General features: G+C 59.8%; 13 protein-coding genes. 4 read left to right on the forward strand and 9 right to left on the reverse strand.

Features of this window, described 5'->3' with window-relative positions; all coding sequences use genetic code 11:
* Positions 1-361: 361 nt before the first annotated feature.
* The gene (locus AC5RTY_RS11035; RefSeq protein WP_494139520.1) at positions 362-1,564 is read right to left on the reverse strand and encodes an IS110 family RNA-guided transposase; all 1,203 of its coding nucleotides are present in this window, start codon (positions 1,562-1,564) and stop codon (positions 362-364) included.
* 302 nt (positions 1,565-1,866) lie between these two features.
* Between AC5RTY_RS11035 and AC5RTY_RS11040 the strand changes: the two genes are divergently transcribed.
* The gene (locus AC5RTY_RS11040; protein WP_494139521.1) at positions 1,867-2,013 is read left to right on the forward strand and encodes a hypothetical protein; all 147 of its coding nucleotides are present in this window, start codon (positions 1,867-1,869) and stop codon (positions 2,011-2,013) included.
* 132 nt (positions 2,014-2,145) lie between these two features.
* Here AC5RTY_RS11040 and AC5RTY_RS11045 read toward each other — a convergent pair whose 3' ends face one another.
* From AC5RTY_RS11045 to AC5RTY_RS11065, 5 genes are all read right to left on the reverse strand, one after another.
* Positions 2,146-2,748, reverse strand: a complete 603-nt coding sequence (locus AC5RTY_RS11045) for an Lrp/AsnC family transcriptional regulator (RefSeq protein WP_494139522.1) — start codon at positions 2,746-2,748, stop codon at positions 2,146-2,148.
* Positions 2,749-3,042: 294 nt separating this feature from the next.
* Positions 3,043-4,164 (reverse strand): DGQHR domain-containing protein DpdB, encoded by a 1,122-nt coding sequence (gene dbpB / locus AC5RTY_RS11050; protein ID WP_494139523.1) that lies wholly within the window; start codon positions 4,162-4,164, stop codon positions 3,043-3,045.
* Positions 4,157-5,419: a tRNA-guanine transglycosylase DpdA gene (gene dpdA, locus AC5RTY_RS11055; protein ID WP_494139524.1), complete on the reverse strand. Its 1,263-nt coding sequence runs from the start codon at positions 5,417-5,419 to the stop codon at positions 4,157-4,159. The genes dbpB (AC5RTY_RS11050) and dpdA overlap by 8 nt, the downstream gene beginning before the upstream one ends.
* Positions 5,416-6,549, reverse strand: a complete 1,134-nt coding sequence (gene dbpB, locus AC5RTY_RS11060; RefSeq protein ID WP_494139525.1) for a DGQHR domain-containing protein DpdB — start codon at positions 6,547-6,549, stop codon at positions 5,416-5,418. The genes dpdA and dbpB (AC5RTY_RS11060) overlap by 4 nt, the downstream gene beginning before the upstream one ends.
* Complete coding sequence (locus AC5RTY_RS11065; protein ID WP_494139526.1) at positions 6,546-7,430, reverse strand: hypothetical protein; 885 nt, start codon at positions 7,428-7,430, stop codon at positions 6,546-6,548. The genes dbpB (AC5RTY_RS11060) and AC5RTY_RS11065 overlap by 4 nt, the downstream gene beginning before the upstream one ends.
* Positions 7,431-7,543: 113 nt before the next feature.
* On the opposite strand from AC5RTY_RS11065, the gene queC reads away from it, so the two are divergent.
* The 3 genes from queC to queD are packed head-to-tail and all read left to right on the forward strand — an operon-like array spanning position 7,544 to position 9,250.
* A complete protein-coding gene (queC, locus tag AC5RTY_RS11070; protein ID WP_494139527.1) occupies positions 7,544-8,233 on the forward strand; it encodes a 7-cyano-7-deazaguanine synthase QueC in 690 nt (229 codons plus the stop codon).
* A 1-nt stretch (position 8,234) separates the two neighbouring features.
* Positions 8,235-8,870: a 7-carboxy-7-deazaguanine synthase gene (gene queE / locus AC5RTY_RS11075; RefSeq protein ID WP_494139528.1), complete on the forward strand. Its 636-nt coding sequence runs from the start codon at positions 8,235-8,237 to the stop codon at positions 8,868-8,870.
* Entirely contained in the window at positions 8,867-9,250 is a 384-nt protein-coding gene (gene queD, locus AC5RTY_RS11080) for a 6-carboxytetrahydropterin synthase QueD (protein WP_494139529.1), read from the forward strand. The genes queE and queD overlap by 4 nt, the downstream gene beginning before the upstream one ends.
* 46 nt (positions 9,251-9,296) lie before the next feature.
* On the opposite strand, the gene dpdD is transcribed toward queD, so the two are convergent.
* The 3 genes from dpdD to dpdJ are packed head-to-tail and all read right to left on the reverse strand — an operon-like array spanning position 9,297 to position 16,482.
* Positions 9,297-11,507 carry a protein DpdD gene (dpdD, locus tag AC5RTY_RS11085; protein WP_494139530.1) on the reverse strand — a complete coding sequence of 737 codons (2,211 nt, stop codon included), beginning with the start codon at positions 11,505-11,507 and terminating at the stop codon, positions 9,297-9,299.
* Positions 11,504-12,022 carry a phospholipase D-like domain-containing protein DpdK gene (dpdK, locus tag AC5RTY_RS11090; protein ID WP_494139531.1) on the reverse strand — a complete coding sequence of 173 codons (519 nt, stop codon included), beginning with the start codon at positions 12,020-12,022 and terminating at the stop codon, positions 11,504-11,506. The genes dpdD and dpdK overlap by 4 nt, the downstream gene beginning before the upstream one ends.
* Positions 12,019-16,482 (reverse strand): protein DpdJ, encoded by a 4,464-nt coding sequence (gene dpdJ, locus AC5RTY_RS11095; RefSeq protein WP_494139532.1) that lies wholly within the window; start codon positions 16,480-16,482, stop codon positions 12,019-12,021. Before dpdJ ends, dpdK begins: the two co-directional genes overlap by 4 nt.
* Positions 16,483-16,492 lie beyond the last annotated feature (10 nt).

The raw sequence follows: 16,492 nt of genomic DNA on the forward strand, positions 1-16,492 counted from the left end.
AGAATTAACAAGGTCGGCACGGGGGAGCCAAGAGGTCCCGCCCATGCGAAGAAAATCGATGTCTGGCCGAAACGGGCGAGGGAAAGACACCTTCGAATCGTACCGGGTTTCTCAACCGGACAGACTGTTCCAAGTAGGCGATCTCGATAACAGGGATAATGGCGGCCGGTATAACTAGCCGCGTCATCGCGAGTGACTTTGTCATGCCTGACTCGGTACTGGTTTGAGCTGCCACGCGGTTCTCGCCCGCCGCCCGCAATCAAGCTAATACAGTGGCCAGACCAAATCGTACTGAGTCTGCGCGGGCTGAGAGAGAGTCTGCCGGTTAGTCGGGGGTGTCCCTATGTTCTTCGTCAAGGGGTCAGGCTGCCTTGAGCTGAGGTGTTTCGTAGAGGGTCATGTCGCGGAGCATGGCGAAGAGGACGTCGCAGCGCCGTCTGGCTAGGGCGATGAGGGCTTGGTTGTGGCGTTTCCCCTCGGCGCGTTTTCGGTCGTAGTAGGCGCGGGAAACGGGGTCCTTCAGCGCCGCGAAGGCGGAGAGGAACAGGGCGCGTTTGAGGATTTTGTTTCCCTTCTTCGACGGGTGGTCGCCGCAGATCGAGGTGCCCGATCTCCAGGTCACCGGCGCGAGTCCGGAGTAGGAGGCCAGATGTCCTGCGGAGGCGAAGTCCTTGCCGACGATCTCGGTGATGATCCGTGCTTCCGTCCTGACGCCGACCGCCGGTATGGAGGTCAGGACGAGGTGAAGAAGGTGGGCCTCCACGAGTTCTTCGACCCGGGCCAGCACTTGGGTGCGCGACGTTCGCAGCTGCGCCAGTTGCGCGGCCAGCTGCGGCAGCACGTTGCCGGCGGCGCCGGTGCCGGATACCACGACGGTTTGCTCGCCGAGGGCCGTGAACACCTCGGCCGCCCAGCGCTTGCCTGCCCGCGGCGCGAACCTGCCCAGCAGCGCGCCCACGCGGGCCTGGCCGGCCTTTCGCAGGGCGTCGGGCGTTGGGTATATGACCAGCAGTTCCGCCATCGCGGGGTGGTCCAGATGCGGTCCGATCACCCTCTCCAACGCCGGGTGGATTTGGGTCAGCAGCCCGCGGATTCGGTTGGAAGCAGCCGTGGCCTGCTGCGCCAGATCGTCATCGAAGCCGCAGAGCATAGAGAGTTCCGCGGCCTGCTCGTCAGCCAAGGCAATGGCGCGCAGAGTATGTGGCATGGTCCGCGCAGCCTCGGCGATGATGGCTGCGTCCCGGGCGTCGGTCTTGGCCTCGCCCGGATGCAGGTCCGCGATGCGGCGCATCGCCAGGCCGGGCAGATACCCGACCAGGATGCCTTCGGCATGGGCCACGGCAACCGGCAGGGCACCGATCGTGGCCGGCTGGTCCACCACCACCAGCAGCAGTGTGCCGTGCTCCGCGAGGCCGCCGATGATCGTTCGCAGTTGCGCCTCGTCCTGCGGCAGCGCCTTGTCCAGCAGTTTCTTGCCGTTGCGGTCGAGCGCGACCGCATGATGGTTGCTCTTGCCGACGTCGACGCCGATGAAGACATCGACGAGATGGTGGTCTTTGATCACGCTGCCTCCAGACACTTCGTTGTGATGACAGTGCCGGCTTGTCCTGCGGCGGCAGAGTTCGGCATCCACGTTACGGCCGACCTGCCACGGTCAAAGCTTTGGCTGGTCTTGTCCCCATCAGCGATCCTCTGGCGCCTATCGGACCCCGGTGACAACACCCCCCCGGATCATGAACGACTGGGGGCAGACATCATGCCGGGGCCGACAGGCCAGCAACCCTGATTCTTACCTATTCAGGGCCCACAAAGAAGGTAACGGGGGTAGGAAATCCGCCTCGCGTAGTCTTCCTTGACGACTTCGAGGTGGAGCCAGGAGTCGGTGCGGTTGACGGCGGGGAAGCTGCGGATTTCTTCGAGCTGGGCGAGGAGGTCGCGGGGTTATTGGGCGGCGAGGGTGGCGATGGCGTCGAAGCGGCCGACGGTCTGGGCGACGAACTCCACGTGGGATGAGCTGCGCAGGAGTTCGAGAACGGCGTCGTTGTTGCCGGAGAGGTTCAGGCCAACACCCAGCCGCCGTGGGGGCTTACCCCCACCGCGGTACGCTCACGGGTGCAGGCCTGCTGGACGCCCGGATCATCCGGATCAGCGCGGTGGAATCCCGCGGTGCCGGCGGCCGGCTGCTCTCCATGTGAGGTCCCGGTAGCTGGTCCGGCCGTCCTGCTGCAGGATCTCGATCAGCTGGGTGTCCACCTGGTCGATGGAGACCTCGCCGGCGTACTGCGAGATGAAGAAGCCCTCTACCACGCGCGTGTAAACCAGGGTGTCGATGTAGGCGACGTTGGGGTGCTCGCGCAGTTGGGTGAGCACGCCATGCAGTTCGTCATGCGTGGCGACCCGGATCTCGGCAGCCAGGTCATGGGTGCCCCCGATAGCGGCGACCAGCACCGCCTCCGGCCAAGCAGTCAGTAGCTTGGCAATATTGCGCACCGGACCGGACGCCACCACCGAGACGTGCTCGATCACGTGCTGCCCAAGGAACGCCGGATCCACCGCAGCCACCACCCGAACAGTGTGGTTGTCCAGCAGCTCCCGCAGCCGGGCCGAAACCGTGAGCCGCGGCAGGCCGAGGTCCCGTGCCAGGTCTTGGTAGCTGGCCCGGTCCTCCTGCTGCAGGGCACGGACCAGTTTTGTGTCGATCATTTCGGTGGAGACCGCCGCAGTTTCCTCAACCTCCCAAGTGAGCACCGCCGTCGACACTTTCCGTCTGCGGTACATCCCTGGACCGAACTAACTTCAACCGTCGACGCATACAAAGGTTGATTAAATCGACGGGAACGCTCCATTCCGGCACCGGAAATGTTTTGGGAGCAGGGCCGCCCTAAGGTCCCCGCGCTCCTCTTCAACCCCGTAGTCCGCGACTGCCGCGCGCGCGTTGGACGGACTCGACCACAGGGTTTCGGCCCCGGGTCAGTCATGGAAAACGCGGGCAACGACAGACGCGCCACCCGTGTAACTCATTTCGGTTCTGCATCTACAGGCCTAAAACAGGGACGGGGCCGATCGAAGTGCTCGCAGCAGGTGGTTCGTAAGCAGACGCACATCGGACGGGGTGTTCTGGAGTCCGTTCCACCGTCGAGTATCGTCCGGGCCGAAGTTCCAGTTGCCGCTCGTCCAAGCTACTTCAGACTTGAGTTTCTCGATCTCCTTTTCAAGCCTGAGACCCGGGAGTTCGGCTGCCGGCACACCTTCAGTGAGCGAGTCCATCACGTAGCCAAGAGATTGGATGCCCACGCCGTGGGTCAGACGGGACTTCAGCGGGGGTAGTTCCCAGGCCTCCGGGAAGGTCCGCTGCACAAGCGCCCAGAAAAGGTTGAGATGCAGAAGGATCTGGTCGATATCGCCAGTACCATCTGAGGGATCACGGTATTGATACAGTGCGCCGTCGTACAGGCTGTTTTCGATCATTTTCAGGACGCTGTTGTCCTTAATGTAGCCATCCGGATTCGTAGGTGTGGCGATCCGTCCGCCGAACGGCCTTTCGAACTGTTGGGCACCGGCGTTGAGCCTCATCATGATCGAGGCGGGCAACTGCTTGCGGGCGTAGACCGCCGGCAAATGCCCGGCGGTGTCGGGCAGAAGTTCGTGGATGAGTCCCTTAGGCAAAGGTTTCGTGTTGTTCACGAGGATAAACTGCGAACGTTGCTCGGCCTCCCCGCGGGCAATAAAGCCGACGGCTGCGATAGGGAACTCCGCCAAGTCCGCGTCCCGGATGGCAGCGCTTCGCTGCTGGCCGTCGACTAACCAAGCCGGTTTCTGTTCTTCAGGCAAGGACTCGTCTATGGGAATGACGAGTTCGCCGACGGTCGAGTAGGCGATCTCCCCCACTGGGGTGGCCGGTACGAACGTTACCCGTTCGTCGAAGGCAAGGACTATCGCGTTGGGCAGCATTGGTGATTCCGACTCAAGGTACCGGCGAATGGCTCGGATATGGCTCAAGACTTCGGGGCGCTGGTACCCCTGCAGGGAGTCATCGTCGCGGTGAACACGTGAAACAGCCGCGAAGTCGTGGATGCGTTTGCCGTCCACACCAAAGCAGAAAATGTACTGCTTACCCTGTTGAAGCCGGATGGCTGGCAACCTCAACTCGTATTGGTCAGCCATGGTTACTCCTTGTCGTGGATGTGAGACTCTTGCTATTGATCTTCTTCATCTTGCGGGCGAGCACTGACATGTTGTGGAAGCCTCGGCGCTTGTTCCGTTCAGTGCCACGGAAGATCGCGATTTCGATGCCGTGTTCCCGGCAGAGCGAGCATGGGCATGTATTCCACGGGGCGGCATCAAGGGTCCGCTTATACTCGTCTTTGTAGCTCTTCTTTTTGCCTTGGCTTTTGCCCTGACTGATTATTTCGTAGGCTTCAAGTTCCTCAAGAACTCTTTGGGTCGACTTGTCGCTGCCATCGTGTTCACGCAGGGCTCGCAGACAGGCCCTTTCCTGTCTGATCGCGTCTTGCTGCGACACCTGGCCTGACAGTATCGCTCGTTTCAACGTTGGATTACCGTCTACCTGTGGCACACGTAGAGCAGCAAACGAGTCGTTCTCAGTGTGGAAGTTATTCCGATCATCCATGAAGGCCTGGCGGAAGGCAGAGGTGCTGTCGAAACTTGTTACGCCATAGTCACCGAAGGTCTCCATGGATTCCACCCGGGTGATGCCAAGTAGGTGAAGTTCCGTGCTAGGACGACGGACGGCGTCGATGGCGACGAGGCAGTCGAGGATGTCTTTTGTCTTCAAAGGAACCATGCCGCCGAGCGCAATGCGCACATATCCCATGTCCTGCAGTTGCCGCACGCTGTCCGCGAAGCTATCCGGACTCCAGCCTTGAGCTGCTCCGACAGGTTGGAGTTTCAGACCTTGGTCCCGGACATGCGAGATGAATTCCTCGGCGAGTCGCAGCGTGATCCGTCGGCGTTCTGCCCAGGCCGGATCAACATTCTTCTCGGTCGCCAGCGGTTCGTATCCGAAGATGATGTGATCGACGCTAACGCCGGCGTCAAAACCGCACTCCTCGTAAAATGCCAAAGTCTCAGGGACGGTCACTGGCGGGATCAGTTCATCAACGTAATTAAACGCTCCATTGTCGCCAAGCGTTTCAACCATGTCCGGAAGCCGAAAAAACCTGCGGACTCCCAGTCTGTATAGTCGCGCCCGCTGCGCTCCTGTGTATTTTCCGGCTCCCTTCAACGTCCCGTCGACTATTGCCTTGCTTACGAGTATGCCGTCGTACGGTGCAGGGTTGAGCACCTCATGTGCATAGAGATCGTCCCTCTGACGCACGCGCAGAGGCGAATACTCGTCGCGCAAAAAGTCATAGGTTGGACTAACCAGGTCTTGGCTGTCTGGGAAGAAGAACTTCATCTCATCGCCGCCCTGTTGGTCACGTATGTCCTCGCAAGGTAGTTGGAAAGGGCACTGATGTGTCTCGGCGTGTTCTGGAGTTCGTCCCAGGGCAGGCCAAGTTCAGGCCATACGCCTTGAGTCCAGAAGCAGGCGCCAGAGATAGACGCGAGTTCTAATTCAGCCGCGTGGACAGCGTCAGGACTTCCAACGTCGACGTGCGCCATGACCCTTTCCATCAGGCGCCCCATGCCCCTAATGCCGACCCCACCCATCAATCGAGACTTGGTAGGGGGAAGCCCCCAGGCTTCCGGAAAGGTATTCTTTACGGCTGTCCAATAAGTCAGTAGAACCTCTCGGATGCCTTCAGTGTCAGTGGTGCCGGTAGCGATGTTTCGGTACGGAAACAGAACGCCCGACGGCGATTCCAGTGATTCCTTGAGTGCCTCAACAAGACCTGTGTCCGTGACGATCGCGGCCTTCTTCGCTTCGTCAGGTGTCGACGCACGTTTGATGATGCCTGCGAACGGAGACGCAGGGTCTTGGTTTAACATGTCGACCAACGCTGAGGGCAGTCTTCGCGTTGGCATCCGTCCTGAGGGAATGCGCGTTATGTCCGGGAGCAGTTCTGTGACGAGATTGACCGGCAGTGGTTGCACCGTGTTTACCCTCAGGAACTGTTCCCGCTGAAGCTCAATCGTGTCTGCGACAAAACCGGCAATGGGCACGGGCAGGCGCCGGTTCTTGGTGCGCGACAATGCCAGGCTGCGCTGTTGACCGTCGACGATCCATGCGGGCCGTGGCCCGTCCGGGCCAGTACTCAGCGGAATTTCCAGAGTTCCTGCAACCACTAAACCGTCGTTGGTGGACGGTCCACGGCTGGATCTGAAACGTACTTCGGGCGGAAGCGCAAGGATTAGACCGTTAGGAAAAAGTACGTCTGCGCTATCCAGATAATCCTGAATCTGCTTAACATGCTTCTTTTTTTCAGGCCGCTGGTATCCGATCAGTTTGCCGGCTTCGTCACGGCCGATCCTCGCGACGGCTGCGATCAGGTCGACTTCCTCTGCGGCAAGCGCGAACAGGTATAGGGGTATGTCGTCATTCTGGAGCACCTTGAGAGCGCGACGTTCCAACCACTGCTGACTCATGCCATCTCCACTGCTACTTGGGTGAATAGTTCGCCAAATCGCTTCTGTTCGCAAGCTAGCCCCGCGTCGCGAAGCGCTCGCAGAGCTCGACTTTTCGAGATGTCTGGATGTGTTTGGCGCAGTTCACGAATAAAACTGAAGACGGCCTCATCCGAAAGCGGGGTACGGCTCGGCGGGGCCGGCGTTCGGGATCGTTCCACCCAGTCGTGCCAGGCTTGGCTGCGAACGGCACCTGGGATTTTAGGCTCGTTCAGGTGCTCGATCCAAGTGATTGCGGTTCGGAGATTGAGGCTGGTTGCTGTTCCTCCGAGAGTGTTCATCAAGCCCCGGTCCGCAGGAATACGTATTCGGTCGGGTACGTGCTTCGACCCTCCGAAAACCACGACATCGTCACGGTCTTCGAACGCCGCAAGGTCCGCGGACATAGCATTGGCATAGGGTTCTGAGAGAACGAACAGCGTGGGCCCACTCAACTGCTGCTCAAGTGATTCTTGATCTTTGTTCATAAGACCCCACCAGGCCTTGACTACGGCAGGGTCGTTGCTGATGGAGTCTGCATGTCGCGGCGAGAACGTTGCGGCGTAAGCAGGCCATCTTGTATCTACAGAGACGAGACCAAGGCCCGCGGAGGCCACCAATAGGTTGGGCTCAAAACCGGCGCGATGCGCTGCCGTCTCCAATTTCAATGCCTGAGTCCAAGCATCACCTCTGTAAAGCTGCCGCAGGGGGGTGCGTTCATCGGCCTCATGAAGGGCGTCGGACCAACGGATGACTCGCTCTTCCAACGGGGCGGGTGACAGGTTCCGAAGGCGCAGTGGTTCACCGGGATGCGCTGATTTACGCTCGGTGCAGGTGACGACCAACGTCAGTTTCTCGTTCATGCCCTTTGCCCTTGTCCTCGAAACTGTCCGCCTGTCGTACCTACTGTATCGTGTAGTTTCGAACTGGCGTATTTCTAGACGCTAGTTGTGAATCCAAACGAGACGAGGATCGCATGGCACGCAAGGCAGTCGTCCTACTTAGCGGCGGACTGGACTCGACTACCGTACTCGCCCACGCAAAGAGTGAAGGCTACGAACCCTACGCACTCAGCTTCCGCTATGGGCAGCGACACGTTGTGGAATTGGAGGCTGCTAAGCGCGTGGCCGAAGCACAGGGCGTCGAAGGCCACGTCGTTTGCGATATCGACTTGCGTGTCTTTGGGGGGTCGGCTCTTACAACGGACGTGGAAGTCCCTAAGCATGAGTCTGTCGAGCAGGTTGAACAGGACATCCCGGTGACGTATGTCCCGGCGCGTAACACGGTGTTCTTGTCCTTCGCTCTGGCATACGCGGAAACCATCGAGGCAACCGACATTTTTATCGGTGTAAGCGCGCTTGACTACTCCGGATATCCGGATTGTCGCCCCGAGTACATCGAGGCGTTCGAGAACATGGCAAACCTGGCAACTCGGATCGGCGTCGAGGGCACGAAAATCAAGATTCATACGCCGCTCATCGACAAGACCAAAGCTGAGACGGTGAGAATGGGGCTCGCTCTTGGCGTGGACTACAGCCTGACCTCTTCGTGCTATGACCCAGATGAAGCGGGCCGCTCATGCGGCCACTGCGACTCCTGCCTCCTGCGCCTCAAAGGCTTCGCCGAGGCGGGTAGCCACGACCCCATCCTGTACCAGGAAGTTTGACTTGACCTACAAGATCAAAGAAATTTTCTACACCCTGCAGGGCGAAGGGACTCATGCCGGGCGCCCGGCGGTGTTCTGCCGGTTCAGTCTCTGCAATTTGTGGACCGGCCGGGAGCGAGACCGGGCCCGGGCTATTTGTCAGTTCTGTGATACAGACTTCGTCGGGACGGACGGTGAAGGCGGCGGACGGTTTGAAACAGCAGAGGAACTTGCTGATGCTGTGGAGGCAGCCTGGCCGGCCGATTGGCTTGAAAACCGTATGGTGGTCTGTACTGGCGGCGAACCACTGCTGCAATTGGATGCCGCCGCAGTCGCGGCACTCAAGAGTCGGGGTTTCTACGTGGCCGTCGAGACCAACGGCACCAGGATTCCTCCGGAGGGTATCGATTGGTTGTGTGTAAGTCCCAAGGTAGGTGCTGAGCTCGCTATATCGAGCGGCAATGAACTGAAGTTCGTCTTCCCTCAGGGCGGTGTTGACCCGACAGAGTTTGAGAAGTTGGAGTTCGACACTTACCGCGTCCAGCCAATGGACGGGCCAGACATATCCGAGAACACCGCACGCGCTGTCCGGTTCTGTCTGGAGCATCCCAATTGGCAACTCAGTATGCAAACCCACAAGTACCTAGGGATTCCGTGACTTTTAGCGCAGAAATCTACCGTGAGTTCACCTTCGAGGCTGCTCACCGGCTTCCGTTCGTTCCCGAAGGGCACAAATGCAGTCGACTTCATGGACATTCGTACCGCGTGCAAGTCCACGTAGCGGGCTCCGTAGCTGACGAGTCGGGATGGGTGCAGGACTTCGGCGACATCAAGGCCGCATTCAAGCCCCTTGAGGAGCAACTGGACCACTACTACCTGAACGATATCCAGGGTCTCGAGAACCCAACAAGTGAAGTCCTCGCCCGGTGGATTTGGCAGCGGTTAGAGAAGCAACTGCCTCTCCTGACAGCGGTGCAAGTTCGTGAGACATGCACGTCCGGTTGCATATATCGAGGTGAACGGTCTGATGCTTTCTGACTTCGGCACGAAGCGCCTCTGGCAGCGCTCTTAGTTCAGGTCTAGGTCACAGGACGAAGTTCGCCAGTTCGCGAAGGATCGCGGAGGATCCGCGAGAGTTGACCAGAAGGGTAGGACCGGGACGGTGATCGGCGATGAATGTCGTCGCAGCGTGCTTAGCCGATGCAGTAACTACGACAAATAAGTCTGCGTTGGCACTAAGTTGGGCGAGTTGAGGACTGCCGTCGTGCTCGGAGTTTGTGCGCACGTCAACGGTCGGCACTAGGCGCTTGAGTACTTGCGAGGCGCGTGTAATGGCCGTTTCGGTCAGGGAATGTAGGACCACCGTCTTGCCGTCGAGGTAGCGGTAAGCGGCGGCGGGATCCTCGCTGAGGTTTTCGGCGATGGCCGCACGGAAGTCGGCAGGCACTTCGGTGCCGATCTCTGCAGCGACCACCTCCAGAGCTTCGAGGTCAGCGGTGTCGAGGGCGGTCCGATAGGGTCGGAGTACCTGGATTACGTTAAAGTAAAACTCGAGCACTGCACTTGTGCTGCTGCCAGGTGTGGGGATCGCGGTGAGAGTTTGTAGGATGTCGCAAACCCAAGATGCAGTGGTGGCAGCAGCGTTCGCCTCCAGAATCGCTGTTGCCCAAGTGAGGAGGTCCTCGTAAGTGGACTGGGAGGGACCGCTTGCGCCAAGAGATTCGAGCAGAGCAAGTGCCTGCACACGGATACCTGGCGAAGCCTTGCCACTTAGACCAATCGCAGAAACCAGTTGCAGTGTGACCTCTGATGCGTCCGGCGACTCGAAAACGTAGCTGTGAGCGGCAAGGAACTGGCCGCCGCACTCTCCGATTTTGGTCAACGCAGCGTCGGAGGCCTGGGTCACCAAAGACACAAGTCTGGCCGGCGGGAGGGGCTCCCATGTCTGAACTGCCCCGTTCGACAGTTGCACCGTTTCGCCCTCGGGATTGTCGAGGCTAGCGAACCAGTCCTCCCAGCTACGCAACGGCGACTCACCGCAGATGGACTCCAGCCACTCCACTTTTGCGCGGAGAACCGGGGAAGTTGCTGCTACAACTGCCATCAGATCGTGAGCGACAAGATAATCGAGGACCATGGTCGCCCACTTAGCACTGGACAGTTGCCGGGCTGCGTGCACTAGACCACATCCCACTTCCGTGCTCGGCTCACTCGCGATGCCTAGTTCGATGCAGGCGGCATACTCCCCTTGAACAATCAGAGAGGCGATCTGCACCGTCGGGCTGGGTGATGGCTGTTCGACGGACAGTCCGGGGTCGGCCTCGGCGGTAGTTTCGGCTGGCACGAAAGCTTCGATGATGCGGCGGAACTGCTCATCGAGGCCCGATTGAATGTCGGATGCGAGGTCGACGAGTCGCCTGACCGCAGGATCGTTCGCAGAAGGGGTAGCCAGCAGTCGGCAGATAAGTTCGACGACGGCCTCGGCACGACTGCTCGGAGGGCCCCCGGTATAGAGGCCGCGAAGAGCAGGCTCCAACTGCTCGGCGGTATTGCGAAGTTCGGACTCTGCGCCTTGATAATCCAGGTCCCTGAATCGCTCATAATAGAGCCCCGATTGGATCACCCGTGTGACCCCCAGCGGACGCCGCATCGATAGCACTTGGTCCAGAGCCGGATCCGCAAACATCGCGGTCCAATCGCGCATACCTGCATAAAGGCGAAGCCTAAGGAATGCCAGATTCGACTCGTCCAGGTCAGCCGACTGCTCAAGCTCGATCAGGCACGCTTCTGCGAGTGCCCGGTCATGCGCTGCGATCGCGTGGCCGAGATCGTCGAGGATTTCCACGGTCGTCCTCATCGCGTCGAACTGCGACGGCGGGCGCTCGTTTGCGAGTCGGGTCAGCGTCGTCAAGGCGTTTCGAACGGCTTCCTTGGCCTGAGCCGAATGAGGAGCCACTCTAGGGAGTACTTCGAATCGGAGGGGCGCTACCTCAAGATCAGCGAGAGTGGCATCGAAGGGGTCGGAGACATCCAACCCTCCCCGTCCCATTTCGAGGTCGCTGTAGGTTGGGCCGACCCACGCGTCAAGGAGTCCGAGAAGTTCGCGGCGCTGGCGTTGTGACGGAGCGAAAGCATACCAGTAGGTGCGCCGCTGTGAGAGACGCGGCAGGAAGCCGATTCCGCCGCCTTGGATCGTTGCCTGCCAACTATCGAGCAGTGCTTGCATCGGTGGGGTCAAGTCAGCAGGATTGATTTCATTGCCGGTACCGAAGAAATCCTCCAGAAGGTGGCTCACGAGACTTGAAATCTTCCTTGATAGTCGAGACGGGCACGTGCAATCGCGTCGGGATCTGACGTTACGGTTACGCCTTCCTCGTTTACTGCCTGGCCGAAGTGCGTGAAGTTCATTGAGCCGTGCACGTGGAAACGGTCGCTCAGCAACCCCTTGTCATGGAGGATGTCACGTATGAGGACCTCAGGTCGCGGACCGGACATAGGCAAGTCGTGGATCAGGGTGCGGACCATGGCATTTTTCGGGTCATCGCGAATCACAAGGCGCACCCTGCTGCCACGGCGCGCTAACTCGGTCAACACCTCGGTAATGCGGATAGGACGAGCCGGCAGGCCAGGGAGCACGCTCTTGAACTGTCCGGAGGAATTGTCGATGACGACAATGTCGGAGATCCAAGGCGACAGCACGAGCAGTTCGCTCGATGGGTCGAGCAATTCGGTCACGAGCAGAGTCTGAAACAGGTCCTTGACTAGACGAGTCTGCCCGCCACCTCGCGTAGCGATACGGCGGGTGCTCATAGGGCCATCTCCGCGAGTTCCAGTGAGACTACGGCTGTTCCGTCCGGTAGATGCCTGACCTCAGTGATGCGGGGATACACCTGGAGGAAGTCAGTCTCGATGGCCTTGGTCGTGAGACCAACGAGGAGATCGGCGAGTTCCCCGGAGCACATTGGTTGAGCGCTGAGTTGTGCTGATCCGTGATTGGCGAGCATCTCCCGGACCTTCCTGTCAGCTTCTTGTGTAGCAACATCGACAGCCCCCTGGGAGTTCTTCAGCATGGAACGCAACAGGTCGGGCGCCGCCGGCAGACTCCTGGAGTACGGGTTGTACGACTCCAATTCACGAGCGCGCAGTGACCATCCCCGTGGCCAAAGTAGGCTCTGGATTGTGTCGATACGGTGCTGCTCCGTCTTTGTAGCCATGATGTTGAGCCCTGCGTCCAGGTCAGTACGCTGACGCATGAGATATGCCCAAGTCCGCGAAGGAATCTCCAACTCGAGTCGCTGTTCCTCCTGACTCCACTCGCTGACCAGGGTATGGAGTGCTTGGTCGGTCGCAGTTGTCGAACCTGGGCGGAGGAGGCGGTTGGCCATTGAAGACATCACGGATTGCTCCGCGCCGTACACCCCGGCTTGGCGCATCTTCGTAATGATGCTTCCTAGGATTGCCACCCGTTGCTCCTGCGATTGCGCAGTACGGAAGGCTGCGATGATCTCGCTCCAGTCGGATTCGGAAACAATCAAGTTGAGCAATCGCTGCATGTGCGCGTCGACGAGTTCGTTTGTGCCCGGCTCGAGTGCGCGGGCAACAAGGCGCAGGAACCTGCGCGGGTCGGGGCGGACACGTGCGGCCAACGTCTCGATGAAGCCACCGCCACCAATAGACGTCTCCGTTAGCCAGACCTCGTCGCTGCGCGGTCTCCCCGATTCCTCGAGGCCTGGTTCGACGTCGACGAACAAGCCCTCAGGATCGTGCTCCGGGCAGATTTCGCGGGCGGCCCATAGGACGGCCTGCCCAAGCGTGAATAAGAGGCGGCGGTGCAGCCACGCCTGAAAAGCGTCGGCAGTAGGTTCCCACGCTTGCTCCACAAGGTGATCGAGGCGAGCGACAACGGCAGGTTCGCGCAACAACTCGGTGAGACGCTTGCCGAGCCTGCTGATCGTTCCGTCAGCATCCTCATCGATGTTGGCGCTCCGGAACATCGCCTGAAGCGTTTCATGTAACTTGTCGGCAAAGCCCACGCGCACATCCGAGTAAGCGGCTTCCAGCGTGCATTTCTTGTCCACGGCAGTAGTCATCAACATCGCCTCTAGGGTCTCGAAGAGCCAGCTTAGTTGAAACGTGTTGACGTGCTCCAAGAGGTCCGGATCAGTTGTGATGATATGGCGCAACCACGCGCTCTTGATGCCCGGAAGGATCTCATCGGGTACGTCGATGGAGTCGGGAAGGTCGAGGCGGATGGACATCCCGTCCACGTCGTAAGTTGCACCGAGGCCGACGCGTTGCCCGTTGAGCGTGAAGTTCGTGCGGACACGCCTTTCGTCGCCGCCTTTCAAGATCAGGGAAGCTTCAGACTCGATGGCTGCCCGACGCACTTCGATGTGGGAGTTCTGCGCGTGCAAATAGAATCTCAAATCCTTGATGAAGTAGCCGATCGGGTCGGTTTTGGGAATGCGCGTTTCGAGGCCTGTGCCGGTCTCTGTAATTTGTGACGACCAAGTGAGCAAGGCGTTGGATGAGTCCTGAATCTCATCATCTGCTAGTTCGACGTTGAGGTGATCGGGGCGGATCAGCTTGAGTTCGGTTGGAGTTCCCTCGACGTCGATGAGCAAGTCCGAGTCGTGGCGGTACATGGGAAGGATGGTTGGGATGTCGATGGTTGCTTCGCGAGCATCGGTGGGAATTGGTATCCAATGCCGATGACTGAGGTCTCGTGTGGCGAATCTGCGGGAGACCCGTCCTGGCGCGAACTCGCGCAACATTTGCGCCATACCCATCGCCTGCATCTCGCGCTCCGTGGTGTCCCAGCGCTGCGATGGCACCAGGACGTAGCCCTCCGGGAGCGCGAGTTCGCTGAACAGGTTCTGGGGGAAAAAGTCGGGCAGGGGATTGCCACCCAGATTGTCCTTGCCCGCCACAAGTCCGCCCGTCTCCGCCACCGCCCACTCAGTCGTCAGGCGACGGGCCAAGGCCGGTATTGCAGCTAGGATGACGGCTCGAGGCGGGTGCCAGAGAATCTCGTTCACGACGTTCGGCGGCAATTTGAGGGCGCCCGCGATCCATTGGCGCAGACTGTTCTGCCGGGACGGGTCGCGCAGAACCCTGTTGAGCAGGACGGCGGCAGCCAGTTGGGTCTCCCGTTGCTTTGGCCCGTAACTGGGATTGCTCAGGCTTGACAGGTCGCGCCAAAGGTTTGCGTAGGTCTTCTGAGTACGTATCTGTTCCGCAAGCCAGTCCATCGTCGCTAGCACGGCCTGCATGCGAAGCACGGCACGATTGCGGATCGGCAGAACGAGTCTCGGCAGCACCGGATCGAAAAGCGCGTCCCAGGCTTCGTAGGTAGCCCGGTCGCGTCCGTAGTCGGACAGGACAACGGCAGTATACGGGCGCATTCCGCGGGTACGTCCGGCACGTCCCTTGCGTTGCAGGAATGCCGCGACGCCTCGAGGAGCTTTGTGCTGCAACACTGCGCCTACGTCGGGATCGTCGAAACCAACTTCCAGGGATGCGGTGGCGACTATCAGTTGCGAGTCGACATCGACTCCGGCATCCTGGGAAGTCGTACGGCTCACCTTCAACCCAGCAGTCTGGAAGTGGTGTCCGAGCGCTAGCGGCAGATCCCAACTTTGGCCTGCACGCCGCTGTCCATCCAGATCGTCCGAGATAGGCATGCGCATCGAAGCGAGCGGCGCTTTCACCTGCTTAGCGCGTTGTTGGGAGTAACGTTGCCCCTCTGCGTCGAGCACGTTGGAAAAGAGTCGGTTCGTAACGTCTAGGTCGTCGGTGAAAACGAAGGCCTTGGTGCCATACGCTCCCTTGGCGCTTCGGACCGTCGGCGCATCGAGCGTTCGTGGAAGTAGCATCGAGGCCTGGATAGTCGTGGAGAGGACACTGGCGCCGCTCGCCGGATCGCTTCGCACCGCGAGCATGTACTCGGCTCCTTCGTACTCCATCTCATCGGGTGCTGGTTCGATGCTGGTGACGAACCCGTCTTCAACGCCCGTCAGATCGGCGAAGTGACGAACGGCGTTGGCGAGTGTTGCGGAGAGGCCGACGAAGCACACATGGCCCTGGATCCCGTGATACCAACGGCGGATTGTCATTGCGGCCTGGGCGCCGGTTGTTCCTTCGTAGGTATGGATCTCGTCGAGAAGCATGAGGCGAGGCTTCTTCGCGGCTCCGATCCCGAGTACGTGCCGCAACTCCAAGTTGCTGATGTTGCGATTCAACATCTCCGTCGTGGTGAAGAGCAGGTCAGGAGGCGACTGGCTCATTCGCCTGCGGGTCAGGACGACGACGGAGGAGTCAAAGGACGCCTGGCATGAACCGCAGACCAAGCGTTCGGTGTCTGATTCGACATCTGCCACGGGCCAATAGAGTGCACCGCCGTCGCTCGGGCAAGTGAGGGCCGGGCAGCGGTATCCCTGTGCCGACCTCTTCCACGTCGAGTTGCCCCCTTTTAGGGATCTGTTTGTAGTGGGTGTATCACCATTGAGCACACCCATGGTGAGTGGGCGCCCGTTCAGAGTCGTGGCGACGTCATCGAGTTTGCGGGCATTGGCAAAGGCAGTAGAGAACTGGTCTCGAAGCAGTTCGTTACGGGGATACACAGCGATGGCACGGGTCCATGCACTGGAGTCCTCCAGCGAGGTTATGTAGGCAAACGCAGGCAAATAGAATGCCAAGGTCTTGCCGCTACCGGTGCCAGCGCCCACTACAGTGCCTGTTGTGGAGGGCGCTCGCAACGATGTGAGGATGTTGGTGGTAGCACGCTTCTGGAAGCCCGCGATGTTAAAGTTGCCGCTGTTTTGCATCGCAGGTTTGGAAGTTAAGCGTTGCAGCACCTCGCGGTAGGTGGTTTGGTTGAGTTCGCCCGTCAGGGGAGAATCCCACTTTTGATCACGTTTTGGATAGGCCCGCGGGCGCCGGGCGTAGCGGTAGTCCGCAACAAGTTGTGCGCCGCGGCGCCACGCTGCCTGAGGATCCTTAAGCAAAAAGATCTGGCGCAACCGTGCCAGCAAACGCAGAGTTTCGCCGTTGCGGGTACGCCACAGTGCGGGGCTTATCGAATCGTCTCGCACGATGAGACCTTGTGCCTGGAGTGTCTCCGCCAGTTCTTCCGGGGAACCGAGTTCACCTACCTCCAGAATGACTCGATCCAAGGCTTGCATGAGCTCGTCGTCGGTAAGCCCACCGTCCACGACTCCCCAGCACAAGAGGGGGTCTTCCAACCCCTCAAGTACATCAAGTGCCCGCATGATGGTCGGC

The sequence above is a fragment of the Arthrobacter sp. Y3224055 genome (genome assembly GCF_059090825.1).

Coding starts and splice junctions, on each gene's coding strand:
- AC5RTY_RS11065 (WP_494139526.1), bottom strand. CDS start 7,430: ATGAACGAGAAACTGACGTTGGTCGTCACCTGCACCGAGCGTAAATCA.
- dpdK (WP_494139531.1), bottom strand. CDS start 12,022: ATGAGCACCCGCCGTATCGCTACGCGAGGTGGCGGGCAGACTCGTCTA.
- dbpB (WP_494139523.1), bottom strand. CDS start 4,164: ATGGCTGACCAATACGAGTTGAGGTTGCCAGCCATCCGGCTTCAACAG.
- dpdA (WP_494139524.1), bottom strand. CDS start 5,419: ATGAAGTTCTTCTTCCCAGACAGCCAAGACCTGGTTAGTCCAACCTAT.
- queC (WP_494139527.1), top strand. CDS start 7,544: ATGGCACGCAAGGCAGTCGTCCTACTTAGCGGCGGACTGGACTCGACT.
- dpdJ (WP_494139532.1), bottom strand. CDS start 16,482: ATGCGGGCACTTGATGTACTTGAGGGGTTGGAAGACCCCCTCTTGTGC.
- dbpB (WP_494139525.1), bottom strand. CDS start 6,549: ATGAGTCAGCAGTGGTTGGAACGTCGCGCTCTCAAGGTGCTCCAGAAT.